17 protein-coding genes are annotated in these 18,789 nt (G+C 61.0%); 12 read left to right on the forward strand and 5 right to left on the reverse strand.

All coding sequences use genetic code 11. The annotated features are described in order from the left end of the window. The first annotated feature begins 205 nt into the window (after nt 1-205). The 5 genes from BUB53_RS08770 to BUB53_RS08790 all read left to right on the forward strand — a co-directional run bounded on the left by BUB53_RS08770 (nt 206) and on the right by BUB53_RS08790 (nt 7,494). Nucleotides 206-1,360: a phosphoserine transaminase gene (locus BUB53_RS08770; RefSeq protein WP_073034323.1), complete on the forward strand. Its 1,155-nt coding sequence runs from the start codon at nt 206-208 to the stop codon at nt 1,358-1,360. A gap of 98 nt (nt 1,361-1,458) precedes the next feature. After that, on the forward strand, nt 1,459-3,054 hold the full coding sequence (serA, locus tag BUB53_RS08775; RefSeq protein ID WP_073034324.1) for a phosphoglycerate dehydrogenase: 1,596 nt from the start codon (nt 1,459-1,461) through the stop codon (nt 3,052-3,054). Between the two features lie 120 nt (nt 3,055-3,174). Further along, nucleotides 3,175-3,900, forward strand: a complete 726-nt coding sequence (locus BUB53_RS08780) for a metallophosphoesterase (protein WP_073034366.1) — start codon at nt 3,175-3,177, stop codon at nt 3,898-3,900. 81 nt (nt 3,901-3,981) lie between these two features. Further along, complete coding sequence (locus BUB53_RS08785; protein ID WP_073034367.1) at nt 3,982-5,157, forward strand: acetyl-CoA C-acyltransferase family protein; 1,176 nt, start codon at nt 3,982-3,984, stop codon at nt 5,155-5,157. Between the two features lie 102 nt (nt 5,158-5,259). After that, complete coding sequence (locus tag BUB53_RS08790) at nt 5,260-7,494, forward strand: response regulator (RefSeq protein ID WP_073034325.1); 2,235 nt, start codon at nt 5,260-5,262, stop codon at nt 7,492-7,494. Here BUB53_RS08790 and yaaA read toward each other — a convergent pair. From yaaA to BUB53_RS08805, 3 genes are all read right to left on the reverse strand, one after another. Further along, nucleotides 7,434-8,195, reverse strand: coding sequence for a peroxide stress protein YaaA (yaaA, locus tag BUB53_RS08795; protein WP_073034326.1), 762 nt, complete (start codon nt 8,193-8,195; stop codon nt 7,434-7,436). The two genes, BUB53_RS08790 and yaaA, sit on opposite strands and share 61 nt — an antisense overlap. Nucleotides 8,196-8,228: 33 nt before the next feature. After that, nucleotides 8,229-10,268, reverse strand: coding sequence for a DNA helicase RecQ (recQ, locus tag BUB53_RS08800; protein WP_073034327.1), 2,040 nt, complete (start codon nt 10,266-10,268; stop codon nt 8,229-8,231). An 82-nt stretch (nt 10,269-10,350) separates the two neighbouring features. After that, entirely contained in the window at nt 10,351-10,638 is a 288-nt protein-coding gene (locus BUB53_RS08805; protein ID WP_073034328.1) for a YggT family protein, read from the reverse strand. Nucleotides 10,639-10,767: 129 nt separating this feature from the next. Here BUB53_RS08805 and BUB53_RS08810 point away from each other — a divergent pair, with 129 nt between their 5' ends. The 7 genes from BUB53_RS08810 to BUB53_RS08840 all read left to right on the forward strand — a co-directional run bounded on the left by BUB53_RS08810 (nt 10,768) and on the right by BUB53_RS08840 (nt 16,504). Further along, entirely contained in the window at nt 10,768-11,304 is a 537-nt protein-coding gene (locus BUB53_RS08810; protein ID WP_073034329.1) for an acyl-CoA thioesterase, read from the forward strand. A 53-nt stretch (nt 11,305-11,357) separates the two neighbouring features. Beyond that, nucleotides 11,358-12,743 (forward strand): MFS transporter, encoded by a 1,386-nt coding sequence (locus tag BUB53_RS08815; protein ID WP_073034330.1) that lies wholly within the window; start codon nt 11,358-11,360, stop codon nt 12,741-12,743. Further along, nucleotides 12,722-13,651 (forward strand): penicillin-insensitive murein endopeptidase, encoded by a 930-nt coding sequence (mepA, locus tag BUB53_RS08820; protein ID WP_073034331.1) that lies wholly within the window; start codon nt 12,722-12,724, stop codon nt 13,649-13,651. Before BUB53_RS08815 ends, mepA begins: the two co-directional genes overlap by 22 nt. Before the next feature lie 366 nt (nt 13,652-14,017). After that, nucleotides 14,018-14,437 carry an alternative ribosome rescue aminoacyl-tRNA hydrolase ArfB gene (gene arfB, locus BUB53_RS08825; protein WP_073034332.1) on the forward strand — a complete coding sequence of 140 codons (420 nt, stop codon included), beginning with the start codon at nt 14,018-14,020 and terminating at the stop codon, nt 14,435-14,437. A gap of 93 nt (nt 14,438-14,530) precedes the next feature. Next, nucleotides 14,531-14,776 carry a type II toxin-antitoxin system ParD family antitoxin gene (locus BUB53_RS08830; RefSeq protein ID WP_073034333.1) on the forward strand — a complete coding sequence of 82 codons (246 nt, stop codon included), beginning with the start codon at nt 14,531-14,533 and terminating at the stop codon, nt 14,774-14,776. Beyond that, entirely contained in the window at nt 14,773-15,063 is a 291-nt protein-coding gene (locus BUB53_RS08835) for a type II toxin-antitoxin system RelE/ParE family toxin (RefSeq protein ID WP_073034334.1), read from the forward strand. Before BUB53_RS08830 ends, BUB53_RS08835 begins: the two co-directional genes overlap by 4 nt. Nucleotides 15,064-15,166: 103 nt before the next feature. Then, nucleotides 15,167-16,504 carry a hypothetical protein gene (locus BUB53_RS08840; protein ID WP_073034335.1) on the forward strand — a complete coding sequence of 446 codons (1,338 nt, stop codon included), beginning with the start codon at nt 15,167-15,169 and terminating at the stop codon, nt 16,502-16,504. Between the two features lie 8 nt (nt 16,505-16,512). On the opposite strand, the gene pncB is transcribed toward BUB53_RS08840, so the two are convergent. After that, nucleotides 16,513-17,805, reverse strand: a complete 1,293-nt coding sequence (pncB, locus tag BUB53_RS08845; protein ID WP_073034336.1) for a nicotinate phosphoribosyltransferase — start codon at nt 17,803-17,805, stop codon at nt 16,513-16,515. Between the two features lie 72 nt (nt 17,806-17,877). Further along, nucleotides 17,878-18,645: a TIGR01458 family HAD-type hydrolase gene (locus BUB53_RS08850; protein WP_073034337.1), complete on the reverse strand. Its 768-nt coding sequence runs from the start codon at nt 18,643-18,645 to the stop codon at nt 17,878-17,880. Between the last annotated feature and the right edge of the window lie 144 nt (nt 18,646-18,789).

The raw sequence follows: 18,789 nt of genomic DNA on the forward strand, positions 1-18,789 counted from the left end.
TTGCCTCATCGCAGGACATACCGGGAACAAACTGCACCGATTTTGCACGTGCAGTCCGCGTCCGTTCCCGTGATGTTCTGTTGCAAGCTGCAAGAATCTGCATGGCAGACCCTTTTGATACTTGCTGTTTTTCTTGGGTTTCTGTAGAGGCGTCCGTGGGACACCCCTCCCCAACGAGGGGCGCTTATCTGGAAGGGTAGCAGAAATGGCTATGCAAAAACCGGCGACGCGGCCGGCCAATCCGCGTTTTTCTTCTGGCCCCTGTGCCAAACCCCCCGTTTTCGAATTGAGCAAACTCGCTGACGCGCCGTTGGGCCGCAGCCACCGTGCTGCCGTGGGCAAGGCCAAGTTGAAGGCCGCCATCGAAGGCACGCGCGAGGTGCTTGGCATCCCCGCCGATTACAAGATCGGGATCGTGCCGGCCTCGGATACCGGGGCGGTCGAAATGGCGATGTGGAACCTCTTGGGCGCGCGCAAGGTCGAGATGCTGGCCTGGGAGAGTTTCGGCGCGGGCTGGGTCACTGACGTGGTCAAGCAACTGAAGCTGGATGCCGAGGTCAAGGAAGCGCCCTATGGGCAAATCGTCGATCTGAACAGCGTCGATACCGATAATGACGTGGTGTTCACCTGGAACGGCACCACCAGCGGTGCGCGTGTACCCAATGGCAACTGGATCAAATCCGACCGCGAAGGTCTGACCATCTGCGACGCTACCAGCGCCGCATTCGCGCAGCGCCTGCCCTGGGACAAACTGGATGTGACCACCTTCAGCTGGCAGAAGGTTCTGGGCGGCGAGGCCGCGCATGGCATGATCATTCTGTCGCCCCGCGCGGTGGAGCGGCTGGAAAGCTACACACCCGCATGGCCCCTGCCCAAGATTTTCCGCCTGACCAAGGGCGGCAAGCTGATCGACGGGATTTTCGACGGCGCGACGATCAACACCCCGTCGATGCTGGCGGTCGAGGATTACCTGCTGGCGCTGGATTGGGCGCGCGAAGTGGGCGGCCTTGAGGGGCTGCGCGAGCGCGCCTATGCCAACCTTGCCGCGGTGCAGACCTTCGTGGCGGAAAACGACTGGATCGCATTCCTCGTGGATCAGCCGGAATATCGCTCGAACACCTCGGTTTGCCTGAAATTCACCGACGAGCGGATCACCGATGGAGCCGCTTTTGCCAAGGCCGTCGTCAAGCGGCTGGATGCCGAGGGGGTGGCCTATGACATCGGCGCCTATCGCGATGCCCCTCCGGGTCTGCGCATCTGGTGCGGCGGCACGGTGGAAACCAGCGACGTCAGCGCGCTGATGCCATGGATCAAATGGGCCTTCGAGGCCGAGATCGCAGAGCTGGCGGAAACCGCCTGAGCGGTGCGCCCGAAGGGCACACCCTACCGGACAATACCGTAGGGTGCGCGGAGACCGCGCACCGACTCTCCAAGACATTTCATTGAAGGACCAGAAACATGGCTCCCAAAGTACTCGTCTCCGACAAGCTGTCGGAAACCGCCGTTCAAATCTTCCGCGACCGTGGCATCGACGTGGATTTCATGCCCGACCTCGGCAAGGACAAGGAAAAACTGGCCGAAATCATCGGCAATTATGATGGCCTTGCCATCCGCTCGGCCACCAAGGTAACGCCGACCATTCTTGAGGCGGCGACCAATCTCAAGGTCGTGGGCCGTGCCGGGATCGGCACCGACAACGTCGACAAAGAAGCCGCGTCGAAAAAGGGTGTGATCGTGATGAACACGCCCTTCGGCAACATGATCACCACCGCCGAACACGCCATCGCGATGATGTTCGCCGTTGCACGCCAGATCCCCGAGGCCTCGGCCTCGACCCATGCGGGCAAGTGGGAGAAATCCAGGTTCATGGGCGTCGAACTGACCGGCAAGACCCTGGGCGTGATCGGCGCGGGCAATATCGGCGGTATCGTCTGTGACCGCGCCCGTGGCCTGAAGATGAAGGTCATCGCCTACGATCCGTTCCTCGGTCAGGAAAAGGCCGACCAGATGGGCGTGGAAAAGGTGGAACTGGATGACTTGCTGGCGCGCGCCGATTTCATCACCCTGCACGTCCCGCTGACCGATCAGACCCGTAATATCCTGAGCCGCGAAAACCTTGAGAAAACCAAGAAGGGCGTGCGCATCATCAACTGCGCCCGTGGCGGTCTGGTGGACGAAGAGGCGCTGGCCGATCTGTTGAAATCGGGCCATGTGGCCGGAGCCGCGTTCGACGTGTTCAGCGTGGAGCCCGCCACCGAAAACCCGCTGTTCAACCTGCCCAACGTGGTCTGCACCCCGCATCTTGGGGCGGCCACAACCGAGGCGCAGGAGAACGTCGCCCTGCAAGTGGCCGAACAGATGTCGGATTACCTGCTGACGGGGGCCGTTTCCAACGCGCTGAACATGCCGTCGGTCACCGCCGAAGAGGCCAAGATCATGGGGCCGTGGATCAAGCTGTCGGATCATCTCGGCAACTTCATCGGCCAGATGACGGACGAGCCGATCAAGGCCATCAACATCCTTTACGACGGTGTGGTGTCCGAAATGAACCTCGAGGCGCTGACCTGTGCCGCGGTGGCCGGGATCATGAAATCGGTCAATCCCGAGGTGAACATGGTTTCGGCCCCCGTGGTCGCCAAGGAACGCGGCGTCAAGATCAGCACTACCAAGCAGGACAAGTCGGGTGCGTTCGAAGGCTATATCAAGCTGACCGTCGTCACCGACAAGCGTGAGCGGTCCATCGGCGGCACGGTGTTCAGCGACGGCAAGCCGCGTTTCATTCAGATCAAAGGCATCAATATCGATGCCGAGATCGGTTCACATATGCTGTACACCACCAATAACGACGAACCCGGTATCATCGGCACGCTTGGTCAGATGATGGGAGAGCATGGCGTGAACATCGCCAACTTCACCCTTGGCCGCTCGGCTGCGGGGGGCGAGGCGATTGCCCTGCTCTATGTCGACGCGCCGGTCGATAGCGATGTCATCCAGAAGCTGGAAGCCACCGGCAAGTTCCAGCAGGTTCGCCCGCTGGAATTCGACGTGGTCTGACAGGACGGTCGGCGGGACGAAAGCGCCCTGCCCTGACTTTGAAAAGCTCGGCTCGGGAAACTCCGGTTTTCCGGGCCGTTTTCTTTTGAACGGATGCAGGCTTTGCGCCATTGTCCGGCCATGACCCGACCGATCTATGCCCTACCCGATATCCACGGCCAGCGTGCCATGCTGGAACATGCCCTTTCGTTGATCGACGCCAATGGCGGTGGCGATGCGCGGGTGGTGTTTCTGGGCGATCTGGTGGATCGCGGGCCAGACAGCCGCGGCGTGATCCAGACCCTGATCGATGGGATCGCCAGCGGGCGCGACTGGATCGTGCTGAAAGGCAACCACGACGATTATGTGCCCCGGTTTCTGGATCAGGGCGATGCCCATGCCAGCGTGAATCACCCCGAGTTGTCTTGGTTCTCCCCGCGTCTTGGCGGGCAGGCCACCATGGCCAGCTATGGCGTGGACACCGACGGGCGCGACGTGGCCGACATTCTGCGGGACGCCCGCGCCGCGATCCCACAAGCCCACCGCGATTTTCTGGCGGGGCTGAAGCTTTGGCATCAGGAAGACGGCTTGCTGTTCGTTCACGCAGGTATTCGCCCTAGTGTATCGCTGACCGATCAGACGGCGAAAGACATGATGTGGATTCGCGAACCGTTTCTCAGCCATCCCGACCCGTTCCCGTGGCTGGTCGTTCACGGTCATACCGCAATCGAAGCGCCCCGCCATTGTGGCAACCGCGTGAACCTCGATGGCGGCGCGGGCTGGGGCCGCCCGCTGCGCCCTGCGGTGTTCGAAGGGGGCAAGTGCTGGTTGTTGAGCGATGAGGGGCGCGTGGTGCTTGCCCCGTGATTTGACGGGACGTTCGGATTGCTTTTGGCCAGCCAGCGCCGCTAAACTTGGCGCAACACTTTCAAACACGGGATGGATCATATGACCGACATCGTCATTCTCGACGGCGCGCGCACGGCTATCGGCACATTCGGCGGGGCCTTGGCGGCGACACCGCCCACGCAACTGGGGGCCACCGTGGCCCGCGCCGCGATGGAGCGTTCGGGCGTCACGCCCGATCGGATCGGCCATGTGGTATTCGGCACGGTGATCAATACCGAACCCAAGGACATGTACCTGAGCCGCGTCGCCGCGATGGAAGCCGGCATCCCCGATACCACCCCCGCAATGAACGTGAACCGCCTGTGTGGATCGGGCGCGCAGGCCATTGTTTCCGCAGCGCAATCCCTGATGCTGGGCGATGCCGAATTTGCCCTGGCCGGGGGCGCGGAAAGCATGAGCCGCTCACCCTTTATCGTGCCGGATCAGCGGTGGGGGGCCAAGATGGGCGATGTTCGGGTGCTGGACATGATGCTGGGCACGCTCAACTGCCCGTTTGGCACAGGCCATATGGGTGTCACCGCCGAAAACATCGCTGGCGAACACGACATCAGCCGCGAGGCACAGGATGCGTTTGCCCTTGAAAGCCAACGCCGCGCAGCGGCGGCCATCGAAGCGGGGCATTTCAGGGATCAGATTGTTCCGGTCGAGGTGAAGGTCAAGCGCGACACGGTCGCCTTCGACACCGACGAACACCCCAAACCGACGACCGCCGAGGGCCTTGCCGCCCTGCGCCCGGCCTTTCAGAAGGACGGCAGCGTCACGGCGGGCAATGCCAGCGGGCTGAACGACGGCGCCGCCGCGATGGTGCTGGCGCGTGCCGATGCGGCCGAGGCTGCGGGGCTGACCCCCAAGGCGCGTATTCTGGGCTATGCCCATGCCGGTGTGCGCCCCGAAGTCATGGGAATCGGCCCGGTGCCCGCAGTTGAAAAGCTGCTGGAGAAAACCGGGTTGTCGGCAGGCGATTTCGACGTGATCGAATCGAACGAGGCCTTTGCCGCACAGGCCCTGGCGGTGAACAAGGCGCTTGGGCTGGACCCGTCCAGAGTGAACCCCAATGGCGGGGCCATCGCGCTTGGCCATCCGGTAGGCGCCACAGGCGCAATCATCACCATCAAAGCGCTCTATGAACTCGAGCGCACTGGCGGCAAGCGCGCGCTCGTGACCATGTGCATCGGCGGCGGGCAAGGTATCGCGCTGGCGCTCGAACGGATCTGATAGCGCGGTCCCGCCCTGACGCCCCGGCCTGTTTAAGGAGTTGTTTACCACAATCGCCGATGGTGACGGCACTCATGGGACAGGGGTGTCGGAGGACGGGGCATGAGCCTTGCCAACAAGCTGGCCGAAGAGCGGCGCGCACGCCTTGCCGCCGAACGGCTGCTGGAACAGAAACAGGCCGAATTGCAGGCCGCGAACCGCAAGCTGGGAAAGCACGCGGCGCGGCTGTCGGATCAGATCGTCGAAACCCGCGCCGAGGTGGAAACCGTCCGCGACGAAAACCGGCGCGTCAAGTCCGACCTGACGGTGGCCAATCAGAAGGTCGAAATCGCGGAGCGCCGCCTGTGGTATTCCATCGAAACCATTCAGGACGGGTTCGCCTTTTTCGATTCCGACAGCCGGATGATCGCCGCCAACAAGGCATGGCTGTCGGTTTTCGACGGGCTGGAGGCTGTTAAACCCGGCATCAGCTATATCGAGATCCTGCAATTCATGACGGAGGAAGGCATCGTCGATATCGGCGAACATCGTCCTGCCGCATGGCGCGAACGGATGCTGGACCGCTGGCAAAGCCCCAACCCGGACCCCGAGGTGATCCGCCTGTGGAACGGGGAGTACATCAAGCTGATCGACCAGCGCGGTCATGACGGCGACATGGTGAACCTGGCGCTGAATATCACCGACACGATCCGCCAGGAAAAAGACCTGAAAGAGGCCCGTCGCAAGGCCGAAGCCGCCAGCCGGGCGAAATCGTCGTTTCTTGCCAATATGAGCCATGAAATCCGCACGCCGATGAACGGCGTGGTGGGTATGGCCGAATTGCTGGCCGACACCGACCTGACCGAGGAACAACGCCTTTATGCCGACACGATCCGCAATTCCGGCGAAGCATTGTTGGTAATCATCAACGACGTGCTGGACTATTCCAAGATCGAAGCCGGAAAGCTGGTGCTGCACAACGAGCCCTTCGATCTGGAACATTCGCTGCACGAACTGGCGATGCTGATGCAGGTCAATGCCCGCGACAAGGGGCTGGAACTGCTGGTGGATTACGACATGTTCCTGCCGACGCGGTTTACCGGCGATCCGGGGCGCATCCGTCAGGTCATGACCAACCTGATAGGCAACGCCGTCAAGTTCACGCAGGAAGGGCATGTCGTGGTGCGGGTGGTGGGCCTGCCCGACAGCGACGATACCACCGCGCGATTGCACATCACGGTCGAGGATACGGGCATCGGTATCCCTGCCGACAAGGTCGGGCATGTGTTCGGCGAGTTCAACCAGGTCGATGACGAGCGCAACCGCAAGTTCGAGGGCACCGGGCTGGGGCTGGCGATCTCGAAGAAGCTGATCGGATTGATGGGCGGGGATATCTGGGTGGAGTCCGAAGAAGGCAAGGGCTCGACCTTCGGTTTCTCGCTGGCCCTGCCCGTGGACATACCGCCGGACCCCGAGTTGTTACGCCTGCCGGACGGGTTGGGGCGAGTTCTGATCGTCGGACCGCACGCATTGAACCGTGAGATTCTGGACAAGCAATTGCGCGCAGCCGGGGTCGAAACCCTGCTTTGCAGAAGCGGAGCCGAGGCGATGGACTGTCTCCCCGGCGATATCGACGTGGTGCTGACGGATCATCACATGCCCGGAATGGACGGGATGGAACTGGCCGAGGCGATGCGCGAGGCGGGCCACCGGATGCCGATTGTCCTGCTTAGTCCCAGCAGCGGCCACGCCAATCAGGAACCGGCACGCCGCCATGTGCAGGCGGTGGTGCAAAAACCGGTATCTCGGCTGGATCTGTTTGCGGCGTTGCAGTCGGTCGGGGGTTTTCTGCAACCTTCTGCTGGCCGGGTGGTGGCATCGCTCGCCCCCCCGCCCGACCGCGCCATGCGGGTATTGGCGGCCGAGGACAACAAGACCAACCGGCTGGTGTTTTCCAAAATGGTCAAGGCGTTGGATATCGAACTGGCGTTCGCCGAGGACGGCGCACAGGCGGTGGAGTTATACCGGTCGTTCAAACCTGATATCGTGTTCATGGATATTTCCATGCCCGGCATGGACGGCAAAGAGGCGACGGGCCACATCCGCACCTTCGAGGATGAAGGCGGCACAGCGGTGCCCATCGTGGCAATGACGGCGCATGCGATGGATGGAGACGAGGACGGAATCCTGAGCGCCGGGTTGGATCACTACCTGACCAAACCATTGCGCAAGGCCGCCATTATCGAACGGATCGTCGCCGCGCAGCCCCAAGGCACGCGCGACCCGATGGGTGGAGATCAGTCCTCGGGCGGGCGGACGAACACCGGTTTGTCCGGCTCGGAGATGTCCGGAACGTAGCGATAACCGCCGGTGTCGAACTCGGTCAGCGCTTCGGGATCGGTCAGGCGGCGCTGAATGATATAGCGCGCCATCGCGCCACGGGCGCGTTTGGCGTAGAAGCTGACGATCTTGGGACCGCCCGGCTTTTCCTCCATGAACACCGGCGTGACGACCCGCAGGTTCAAAGCATTCAGATCGACCGCGCCGAAATATTCCTGACTGGCGCAGTTGACCAGCACTTCGGCCTTGATTGCCTGCGCCTGCTCGTTCAGCGCCCTGGCAATGGTATCGCCCCAGTAATCATACAGGGTCTTGCCTTTGGCGGTTTTCAGGCGGCTACCCATTTCCAGACGATAGGGTTGGATCGCATCAAGGGGCCGCAACAGCCCGTAGAGGCCCGACAGGATGCGGAAATGGTCCTGCGCCCACATCATTTCATCGTCGTCGAGCGAGGCGGCTTCCAGCCCTTGATATGTGTCCCCGGCAAAGGCCAGCGCGGCGGGTTTGTCCTGCATCTCACCGAAATCACTGAACCGGTCGCGGTTCAGCTTGGCCAGGTTTTCACTGATTTTCATCAAGTTTTGCAGGTCGTCCACCGACAGGCCCTGCGCCACCTTGGCCAGCTCATCGGCCTGTGCCTGAAAGGCGGGGCGCGTGGGTTCGAGGCCCTCGACAGGGTCCATGTTCATCTTTTTCGCGGGGGAAACCACAACAAGCATTCCGAAATTCCTATGTTTGGCGTTGCAGAGGATTTAGTCCGCCGTGTGCAGAACGTCCAGAAAGGCGGTGCCGAAACGCTCGGCCCGGCGTTCGCCAAGGATGCGGGTCAACTCACCCAGATCGCGCGGACGCAGCGATGCGACCTTGGCCAGCGCCGAGGCCGGACAACTCAGCGGTTTGTCGATGCCCGCTTCGCCGCGCGCCAGATCGGCCTGCACCTCCAGCAGGCGGTCATACAATGACCCCGCCGCGCGGCCCGCCAGCTTGCGGCGGGTGGGGTGCATTGCCTCGGCCTCGCCGTTGATGACAGACAGGAATTCGTCGCCGTAACGCTCAAGCTTTTTCGCGCCGACGCCGCTGATCCGGGCCATCTCGTCCAGCGAATTGGGACGCTTTTCGGCCATCTCGATCAGGGTCCGGTCATTGAACACCACATAGGCCGGAACCTTGGCGGCCTCGGCCAATGCCCGGCGCTTGGCCTTGAGCGCGGACAGCAGCGGCGCGTCCTCGTCCGCCACCAGTGCCCTGGCCGCCGGGCGGCGCGATTTCGACACCAGCGTGTCACGGCGCAGGGTGATGGATTGTTCGTCGCGCAAGATCGGGCGGGCGGCTTCGGTCATGCGCAGGGCGCCGTGGCGGTCGGGATCGGGGCGCACCAGATCATGGCCCATCATCTGCCGGAACACGCCCTGCCATGTGCGCCGCTCGAGGTCACGGCCCACACCGAAGGTGGGCAACTGGTCATGGCCGCGTGCGCACACCTTGTCGGTTTCGTTGCCGATCAGGATGTCGATCAGGTGGCCCGCGCCGAACCGTTCATCGGTGCGCAGGATCGCCGACAGCGCCTTGCGCACCGGCTGCGTCCCATCGAAGGTTTCGGGCGGAGTGTCGCACAGATCGCAATTGCCACAGGGTTCGGCCTGTTCCCCGAAATAGCCCAGCAGGGTCGTGCGACGGCACTCCAGAGCCTCGGCCAATCCGAGCAGTGCATTGAGCCGCCCGTGATCGGCCATGCGCCGCTCGGGCGGGGCCAGCCCCTCGTCGATCTGCGAGCGACGCAGGCGGATATCGTCGGGGCCGAACAGCGTGAGCGTTTCGGCGGGCGCACCATCGCGGCCGGCGCGGCCGATTTCCTGATAATAGGCCTCGATGGATTTGGGCAGATCGGCATGGGCGACCCATCGGATATCGGGTTTATCCACGCCCATGCCGAATGCCACGGTGGCCACCACGATCAGCCCGTCTTCGGAATTGAAACGGCTCTCGACAATGCGCCGGTCCCCGGCCTCCATCCCGCCGTGGTAGTGACAGGCGTTGTGCCCGCCTTCGCACAGGGCGCGCGCAAGGCTTTCGGTCTTGGCCCGGGTGCCGCAATAGACGATGCCGGACTGCCCCTTGCGGGCCGCGGCGAACTCCATGATCTGGCGGCGCGGGCTGTCCTTAGGGGCAAAGGCAAGATGGATATTGGGCCGGTCGAAGCCGCGCAGGAAGCTTTGTGGCGGCTGGCCATCGAACAGCTTCTCGACGATCTCGGCCTGTGTTTCGGCATCGGCGGTGGCGGTAAAGGCCGCCAGCGGCACATTCAAGGCGCGGCGCAACTCCCCGATGCGCAGGTAATCGGGGCGGAAATCATGGCCCCATTGGCTGACGCAATGCGCCTCGTCCACGGCGATCAACGATATACCGATCCGCCGCAGCATCCCCATGGCCGACCCGGCAGCAAGGCGTTCCGGCGCGATATAAAGCAACTTGAGCCGTCCGGCCTCGAGCGCGTCCCAGACAGCGGCGGTTTCCTCATCCGTGTTGCCCGAGGTCAGCGCACCGGCCTCGACCCCGGCTTCGCGCAGGGCGCGAACCTGATCGCGCATCAGGGCAATGAGCGGCGAGATTACCACCGTCACCCCGTCGCGCATCAGCGCCGGAAGCTGGAAGCACAGGGATTTTCCGCCCCCCGTGGGCATGATCGCCAACACGTTTTCACCACGCGAAACCGCGGTCACGATGTCCTCCTGCCCAGGGCGGAAGGCATCGAATCCGAACACATCGCGCAAAAGCGTGGCAGCGCCTGGCATGGAAGTCCTGTGATTTGTTTGTCTGCTCTTGGGCAGAGTCTTTCACAGGCCGAGTCGTGGGGCAATACCCCAGTGCTGCGACTTAGTAGAAGGCGGCGGCGTTGTTCACCAGAACGATGCGGATCACGTAGACACCGATCAGCGCCACCAGCGGCGCAAGGTCAATACCCGACATCGGCGGCAGGATACGGCGGATGGGCTGATAGATCGGTTCGAGAATACGGTTCAGCATGTGCCAGACCTGGGCAACGAACTGCTGGTGCAGGTTGAGAACCTGGAAATTGATCAGCCAGCTCATGATGACGTGGGCGATGATAAAGAACCACAGCACGTCGAGCAGCAGCATTAGGATCTGGAACAGGGATTGCATCGGCGTCGTCCTTTCACCGCGAAACAGCCCAAGACCTAAGCGCGCGACGGCAAAAGCGCAAGTCTGACGCGGGGTTGCGGTTGACGCGGCCCTGCAACCACCCGAAAACCCCACAAAAGGAGAGCGCCCATGTATCCCTTCGTGCGTATGATCTGGCAACTGTTCAAGCACCGCAAGGATTCCCCCCTGCCGGTGACCGGCACGCATGTATCGCACCACATGTGCCTGCCCTGGGATATCGACCTTTGGATGGAATTGAACAACGGTCGCACCCTGACCCTGTTCGATCTGGGGCGCTTCCCGCTGGCACAGCGGGTGGGGCTGATCGGCGCATTGAAGCGCCGGAAATGGGGATTGACGGTGGCGGGCTCCACCGTGCGGTACCGGCGGCGCATCCGGGCCTTCGAAACAATCGAGATGCGCTCGCGCGCGGTCTGCTGGGATGACAAGTTCATCTATATCGAACAGTCGATGTGGAAGGCCTCGGGCGAATGCGCCAACCATATCCTGTTGCGCACAGCCGTGACCGGCAAAGACGGGATCGTACCGCCCAAAGAGGTGATGGCCGAGGTCGGGCAAAACGTGGCGACACCCGATGCCCCCGGCTGGGTGCAGGCATGGGTTGCTGCCGACGCGCAACGCCCGTGGCCCCCGATGCAGGAATAGCTTGCCTCTGGCCATGCGGCCCTGTCATATCGGCCCGCAAACAGGGGTTGAGCATGGCAGGCATATCGCAGCGCAAACGGATCTGGGGCTGGCTTTTCTTCGACTGGGCCAGCCAGCCGTATCACACGCTTCTGGTCACCTTCATTTTCGGGCCGTTCTTTGCCTCGATCGCTGCCGAATACTTCATGAATGCCGGGCTGAGCGAGCAGGCCGCAGACGCCCGCGCGCAAAGCCTGTGGTCGCTCTGCCTGACCGTGACGGGATTGGTGATCGGCCTCGGGGCACCCCTGATGGGCGCACTGGCGGATACGACAGGGCGGCGGTTGCCCTGGATCGTCGGGTTTTCCACGCTTTACGTTCTGGGGGCGGCAGGGCTGTGGTGGACGCAGCCTGACGGGTCCAACATGTGGTGGGCGTTGTTTTCCTTCGGCATCGGGTTTATCGGCGCGGAATATGCGCTGATCTTCATCAACTCGCAGCTTCCCTCGCTCGGCTCCGGGGACAAGGTGGGCGCGCTGTCGGGTTCGGGATTTGCCTTTGGTTATGCGGGCGGGTTGCTGGCGCTGATCGTCATGCTGTTGCTGTTCGTCGAGCAACCCTCGGGCAAGACCCTGATCGGGCTGGACCCGGCGCTTGGCTTTGACCCCGCCAACAAGGAGGGCACCCGGTTTGTCGGACCTTTCACTGCTGTCTGGTATGCGGTGTTCATGATTCCCTATTTCCTGTGGGTCCGCGATCTGGGACCGAAGGCGCAGGGCAAAGGCGTAGGGGACGCGATGCGCCTGCTGACCAGATCGATCAAGGGCTTGCGCCAACGGCTGAGCCTGTCGGCCTATCTGGGATCGTCCATGATGTATCGCGATGCGCTGAACGGCCTGTACGGGTTCGGCGGCACCTATGCGGCACTGGTGCTGAACTGGAACATCGTGTCGATTGGTGTGTTCGGCATTGTCGGGGCCATCTCGGCGGCACTGTTCAGCTGGATCGGCGGGCAGGCCGACAAGGTGTTCGGCCCCAAACCGGTGATCATCGTCGCGATCTGGGCGCTGATCGCGGTCTGCGTTACCGTCGTCGGCATGGACCGGCAGCAGATTTTCGGTATGGCATTGGCCGAAGGGTCGAAACTGCCCGACATCATGTTCTTTGGCTGCGGCGTCCTGATCGGCGGGTTCGGGGGCACGTTGCAGGCGGCCAGCCGATCTCTGATGGTGCGCCATACCGACCCCAGGGCACCGACCGAAAGTTTCGGATTGTACGGGCTGTCCGGGCGGGCAACGGCCTTTATCGCGCCGGCCCTGATCGGCACGGTCACGACGCTGAGCGGGAGCGCGCGGATCGGCGTTTCCCCTGTGATTGTTCTTTTCCTGATCGGCCTTGTGCTGTTACGCTGGGTCAAAGCAGAAGGGGACAGGGAAAAATGGGGCGTTATCTCGGATTGATCGCGTTGGGCCTGATGCTGGCGGGGTGCAATACCGCCTCGCCTCCGCCCGAAACGGGCAATACCCGTCAAGTCGTTTCCACGCAGAACATCCCGGCGTCCATGGTCGGCGTGCAGGCCAAGCAGTTGTTCGGCAAGGCCGGTGGCGGATCGCATCATGGGGCCGAACCCTTTGGCGGATACTCCAAGGGGTGCCTGGCGGGAGGAGCGCAATTGCCCGAAACGGGCCCCACCTGGCAGGCCATGCGGCTGAGCCGGAATCGCAATTGGGGACACCCGGAAGCCATTGACTTCATTCAGAAACTCTCCCGTACCGCCGCCCGGCAACCGGGGTGGAGCGGACTGTATGTCGGGGATATCAGCCAGCCGCGCGGAGGGCCGATGCTGACCGGGCATGCCAGCCATCAGATCGGAATGGATGTCGACATCTGGATGCGGCCTGCGGATCGGCTGAACCTGAGCCGGGCCGAGCGTGAGAGCATCTCGTCGATCTCGATGCGGCGGTCCAAAGGGGCGTTCACGAACGATCAATGGACGCGGGCGCATCACGAGATCATGAAGGCGGCGGCACAGGATCCGCGGACGGCGCGGATCTTCGTGTTTCCGGGAGCCAAGGTGCGGATGTGCAAGGACGAAACCGGCGACCGGGCGTGGCTGCGCAAGATCAGGCCGTGGTACGGGCATCATTACCATTTCCATGTCCGGCTGAAATGTCCTGATAATGCAAGGGGTTGCGTGAACCAGACCCCGCCGCCTCCGGGGGATGGCTGTGCGGATGCGCAGCAGTGGGTCAACAACATCCTGAACCCGCCGCCGCCCGATCCGAGCGCGCCCAAACCCAAGCCGCGGCGCGAGTTGACGATGCATGACCTGCCCCGCCAATGTGTGTCTGTTTTGCAGGCGAACTGACCATATGCTGAGGAAAAAATCGCACCGACCACTGTATTTTGTTTTGACAACGAGAAAATCTGTGGCAGGCTGTGGATAAGTTCAACAAATGAAAGGAGGTGGTCCAGTGTCTATAAAGGGATTGGAGAGAGGTGCCGGAACAGTTCGGAGGGATCGCGCCTAGAGCAGCCTCTGGGACAGAATTTACCCGAATTGGTGCGGCCTAACCGGCCCCACCTCCGCAAACCTTTAGGGGGCCGTTCCGGGATCGGGACGGCCCTTTGAATTTTCGTACGTTTTGTACGAAGTGTACGCGTGTTTTGTACGAAAATCCGGGGGCGCGGGCGACTGTGCGTCCATCCGGGACGCAAAAGCCGGGGAGCGGGCATGAAAATCACCGACCAGATCGAGATCGAGGATTGGGAACTGACCGAGCAGTTCATCCGCGCCTCGGGCCCCGGCGGGCAGAACGTGAACAAGGTCAGCACGGCGGTGGAACTGCGCTTCGAGGCCGGGCGGTCGCCCAATTTACCAAATGCTGTCAAACGGCGGCTAGAACGGATCGCGGGCCGGAGGTGGACCAAGGACGGCGCGGTGGTGATCCAGGTGGAGGAAACGCGATCACAGGCCCGCAACCGCGAGATCGCGCGGGACCGTCTGGCCGAGTTGATCCGCAAGGCCTGCGAGAAACCCAAACGGCGCATCCCGACGCGCCCGACATTGGGATCGAAGAAACGGCGGCTGAAGGCCAAGAAGGTGCGCGGCGAGGTGAAAGCGCTGCGCGGCAAGGTGGACCGGGAGGAGTGAGGGGTGGCCGGGGGCGGTGCGCAGTGAATGCGCACCCTACGGATTGATGAGTGTACCAAGGATTGGTATATATGTGTCTGAAGGAGACAGCCCATGCCGCGCAATACCTCGGTCGTGCTGAGCGATCATTTTAACGATTTCATAACCAGGGCCGTGGAAAGTGGCCGCTACAGTTCGGCCAGTGACGTGGTGCGCGCGGGGTTGCGGATGTTGGAAGCGGAAGAAGAAAAACTGGAACGCCTGCGGGCGGAAGTGCAGAAGGGCATCGACAGTGGATTCATCGAAGACTTCGATTTCGATGAGTTTCTGGCCGAGATGAACGCGAAGCATCGCGCATGAAACGGCTACACCTGTCGCGTGAGGCCCAAGACGACCTGCGCGATATTTGGCTTTATTCTGCGGAGAATTGGGGCCCCCAACAGGCCAACGGCTATGTCGATGCAATCCGCACCGCAATCATGGGGCTTCCAGATGGCAAAACGCCATCGCGAAGCGCCAAAGATGTTTTGCCGGGCTGCCGGTCGCTGACATGTGGCAAGCACATCGTGTTTTTCCGCGAGAATGACGATGCGATAGAAGTGATCCGGGTACTGCATCAGCGGATGGATGCGGGACGGTGGGTTTGAGGGGTTTGCCAACTAGTCAATAGATAATATCCTTCTTAGTTTAATGCGTTAGTTGAAAAACAAAACATGAACATCTAGTATTGCAAAAAACTCCCGAGGTAATATGTCAGATCAAATCTCTGAAATTAATAATACGATCGTAAGCGAACCAAGCCGCATACCTTTTGAGTTGTTCAGCAAAAAGAACAACAAAACGACCAAGCTTATCAATAATGATGATGAAGAATTCTTCATCAAGGGACGGAACAACTGGTATCATTTCGGTCTAGAAGCGCCAGTGTTTGCCACGAACATCGTAGTTGAAGCATTGAACTATGACTACAAAGACTGCGAATTCAGATGGAAAACCCCAAGAAACAATGAATTTCAAACCACAAAGGCGTCCTTTTCCCAAGGAAAGTTTGAATTCTCGATTAATGACCTGATAACGGAATTCGAATTCCGACCTGCTTCTAAGTATTGGGGGCAAACGCCTAGGATTGAAGTCGTCGGAGTGGAAGGTTTCACACTTGACTGGCTTGAAGATGCAAGAGAGGAACTCTCGAATCTTAGAATTGCTAAAGAGCGGGCAATTCATGAAGCTCAAAAAACAATTCAAATTTCTCAACAAAAAGAAGCTTCGATTCAGGAGCAACAACAAAAGCTAACAGAACAACAAAATTCAATCCAAGAAAACAATAATAAAATAGATGCTCTAACCGAACAAATCGCTGAGTTAGAGGGGGCAAAAAATGATCTCCAAGATGCGATAGTAAAAAGGAAGGCGGAACAATCGGAACTTGCTGCTAGAGTTGAAAAACAAGAAGCAACAATTGAACAACGTACTGCAGAACGAGATCGGCTAGGCAAGCAGATCAATGACAAGGCAGCCGAATTAAAATCATTAGAAAATGATATATACCTGTTCCCGAGCGAGCTTAGCGAATTTGCAAAGCGCGGAGGAGAAGATAAGTCTTTTTACTGGAAACTAGCACTTCTACCGTTGCTGGTAATAACTGCAATAGCAGGGCAATTGTTATTAAACGCAGTCAACTTATCCACCGTACTTAATGAAACAAGTAACGCGAGGATATTCTCTATATTCGTAACCAGAATGCCTTATGTGCTAGTTGCTACTGCGGTCGTCGCAGCAATGTTAAAATTAGCATATGCTTTGATCTCTGAGATAATACGTATCGATAAGGAAACTAGGTCTCTAGCCAAGGTAAGCATCGTTGCTACAGACGTTTCTGCAGCGTCAGCCGACAATCTCGAACTCTCCGACGAAGAGATATATCACCTTAGAACGGGTTTGAAGATGGACCTACTTAGAGAGCATTTAAAAACTTATCTGTCAGATGAATTCAGGTACAGTGATTCCGAGCGAGTTAGCTCACGGCTTGCATTCTTGAAAAAACAGCGCCCTAATCACGAAGAGGAAAGTCCGGAACATGGAGCGTAGGTAAGCCCCTAAACCACCACCTCAATCGCCTCCTGCTCCCCCACTCCGAACACCCGTTTATACCGGGCAATCTCGTCCTCCGGGCCCATGGCCTTTCTCGGGTTGTCGGAGAGTTTCACCGTGGGTTTTCCGTTTGCCGCCACCGCCTTGCAGACCAGTGAGAACGGGGCGAGGGCGTCGCCGTCTGTCAGGCCGCGGAAGTCGTTGGTGAGCAGCGTGCCCCAGCCGAAGCTGAGTTTGACGCGGCCGTGGAATTGCTGATGCAGGTCGATGATCTTGTCCTCATCGAGGCCGTCGGAGAAGATGATCAGCTTGTCGCGCGGGTCTTCGCCGCGGTCCTGCCACCAGCGGATCGCGATTTCGGCGCCGGTGGCCGGGTCGCCGGAATCGATGCGGATGCCGGTCCAGCCGGCCAGCCAGTCGGGGGCGTTTTGCAGGAACCCTTCGGTGCCGTAGGTATCGGGCAGGATGATGCGCAGGTTGCCCGAATGCTCTTCGTGCCAGTCGGCCAGCACCTTGTAGGGGGCCTCGGCCAGTTCGGCGTCGGTTTCGGCCAGCGCGGCGTAGACCATGGGCAATTCATGGGCGTTGGTGCCGATGGCCTCAAGGTCGCGGTTCTTGGCGATCAGGCAGTTTGAGGTGCCGACGAATTTCTCGCCCAGACCTTCGCACATGGCGCGCACGCACCAGTCCTGCCACATGAAGGAATGCCGCCGCCGTGTGCCGAAATCGGCGATGCGCAGCCCGTCGAAGGGGCGCAGGCGCTCGACCTTTTCCCACAGTTTCGTCATGGCGCGGGCATAGAGCACCTGAAGTTCGAATTTCTTCATGTCGTGGAGCACCGCGCGCGAGCGCAGTTCCATCAGCACGGCGAGCGCGGGGATTTCCCAGAGCATGACCTCGGGCCATGCGCCCTCGAATGTCAGTTCGTACTGGCCGTCGCGTTTTTCCAGGTGGTAGGGCGGCAGGCGCAGGGTTTCGAACCACTCCATGAATTCGGGGGTGAACATCTGGCGCTTGCCGTAGAAGGTATTGCCGCGCAGCCAGGTGGATTCCCCGCGGGTAAGCGAGAGCGAGCGGATGTGATCGAGCTGTTCGCGCAGCTCGCCTTCGTCGATCAGCTCGGCGAGGCGGATGGATTTGGTGCGGTTGATCAGGCTGAAGGTGACCTGTGTGTCGGGCCTGTTGCGGAAGACCGACTGGCACATCAGCAGCTTGTAGAAATCCGTGTCGATCAGGGAGCGGACGATCGGGTCCATCTTCCAGCGGTGGTTGTAGACGCGGGTTGCGATGTCGACCATGCCGGCCTCCGGGGGAAATTGCGTTCCGGGTGGTTAAAGCAAAGGGGCGGCAGGGTGGCAAGGGCGGCCGTGTCAGGCGAGGATGTGGGTGACGGCCTGCACCACGGTGTCGGCGACGTGGTTGGGGGCCGGAGTTGTGCGGGTTTCGTCGCCCGCGCGGTACTTGCCGGTGCGCACGAGGATCGCCTGCCCCAGCCCGGCGGTCAGCGCCCCGGCGATGTCGGACTCGGCGTCGTCGCCGATCATGACGGCCTCTTCGGGGGCGAGATTCATGCTGGCCAGTGCGGCGTCGAAGAAGGGTTTGGCGGGTTTGCCCAGAATTTCGGGCGGCTGGCGCGAGGCGTATTCCAGCGCGGCGACGAAGGCCCCGGCATCCATCGACAATGCGCCGTCCGCGTCGCGGAAGGTGCGGTTGGCGGCGAGGGCGAGGAAATCCGCGCCGTCCTCAAGCACCCGGAAGGCGGCGTTGAGCGCGTCATAGGTGAAGTGGCGGCCCGCATCGCCCACCACCAGCGCACGGCCCGGACCGAGGGTGTCGGGCAGGTCCGCGAAATCCTCGGCCAGGTCGGGGTGGATCAGCAGGTGGGGTTTCAGGCCGCAGGCGATCAGCAGGTCGCAGGCGGCGCGGGCGGGGGTGAACAGTTCGTCCCCGGTGAGGTCGATGCCGTAGCCGCGGAGTTTTTCCAGCAGCACCCGCCGGGGCGCGCGGGTGGAGTTGGTGAGAAAGCGCAGGGGCAATCCGGCGTCGCGCAGGCGGGCCACCGCCCCGGCTGCGCCGGGCACGGGCCGGTCGGCGTCATAGAGAACGCCAGCGAGATCGAGAAGAACGCCTTTGATCATGCGCTAGAGAATGACAAGCGGGCGGCGCGGGGTCAAATCCGGCAGCCCGGTCAGGCCGCATGCCCCGCAAAGGCATGGCGGCGGGTTTCGTCCGGCGTTTCGCGGTATTTCTGGACGAACCACTTTTTCATCAGCGTGACGTTC

It is taken from the genome of Roseovarius pacificus, assembly GCF_900142665.1.
In the GTDB taxonomy this organism is placed as follows: domain Bacteria; phylum Pseudomonadota; class Alphaproteobacteria; order Rhodobacterales; family Rhodobacteraceae; genus Roseovarius; species Roseovarius pacificus.

What these genes read in the sequence shown, in the direction of transcription:
- BUB53_RS08770 (WP_073034323.1), top strand. Translation starts at nt 206, where the DNA reads ATGGCTATGCAAAAACCGGCGACGCGGCCGGCCAATCCGCGTTTTTCT.
- serA (WP_073034324.1), top strand. Translation starts at nt 1,459, where the DNA reads ATGGCTCCCAAAGTACTCGTCTCCGACAAGCTGTCGGAAACCGCCGTT.
- BUB53_RS08780 (WP_073034366.1), top strand. Translation starts at nt 3,175, where the DNA reads ATGACCCGACCGATCTATGCCCTACCCGATATCCACGGCCAGCGTGCC.
- BUB53_RS08785 (WP_073034367.1), top strand. Translation starts at nt 3,982, where the DNA reads ATGACCGACATCGTCATTCTCGACGGCGCGCGCACGGCTATCGGCACA.
- BUB53_RS08790 (WP_073034325.1), top strand. Translation starts at nt 5,260, where the DNA reads ATGAGCCTTGCCAACAAGCTGGCCGAAGAGCGGCGCGCACGCCTTGCC.
- yaaA (WP_073034326.1), bottom strand. Translation starts at nt 8,195, where the DNA reads ATGCTTGTTGTGGTTTCCCCCGCGAAAAAGATGAACATGGACCCTGTC.
- recQ (WP_073034327.1), bottom strand. Translation starts at nt 10,268, where the DNA reads ATGCCAGGCGCTGCCACGCTTTTGCGCGATGTGTTCGGATTCGATGCC.
- BUB53_RS08805 (WP_073034328.1), bottom strand. Translation starts at nt 10,638, where the DNA reads ATGCAATCCCTGTTCCAGATCCTAATGCTGCTGCTCGACGTGCTGTGG.
- BUB53_RS08810 (WP_073034329.1), top strand. Translation starts at nt 10,768, where the DNA reads ATGTATCCCTTCGTGCGTATGATCTGGCAACTGTTCAAGCACCGCAAG.
- BUB53_RS08815 (WP_073034330.1), top strand. Translation starts at nt 11,358, where the DNA reads ATGGCAGGCATATCGCAGCGCAAACGGATCTGGGGCTGGCTTTTCTTC.
- mepA (WP_073034331.1), top strand. Translation starts at nt 12,722, where the DNA reads ATGGGGCGTTATCTCGGATTGATCGCGTTGGGCCTGATGCTGGCGGGG.
- arfB (WP_073034332.1), top strand. Translation starts at nt 14,018, where the DNA reads ATGAAAATCACCGACCAGATCGAGATCGAGGATTGGGAACTGACCGAG.
- BUB53_RS08830 (WP_073034333.1), top strand. Translation starts at nt 14,531, where the DNA reads ATGCCGCGCAATACCTCGGTCGTGCTGAGCGATCATTTTAACGATTTC.
- BUB53_RS08835 (WP_073034334.1), top strand. Translation starts at nt 14,773, where the DNA reads ATGAAACGGCTACACCTGTCGCGTGAGGCCCAAGACGACCTGCGCGAT.
- BUB53_RS08840 (WP_073034335.1), top strand. Translation starts at nt 15,167, where the DNA reads ATGTCAGATCAAATCTCTGAAATTAATAATACGATCGTAAGCGAACCA.
- pncB (WP_073034336.1), bottom strand. Translation starts at nt 17,805, where the DNA reads ATGGTCGACATCGCAACCCGCGTCTACAACCACCGCTGGAAGATGGAC.
- BUB53_RS08850 (WP_073034337.1), bottom strand. Translation starts at nt 18,645, where the DNA reads ATGATCAAAGGCGTTCTTCTCGATCTCGCTGGCGTTCTCTATGACGCC.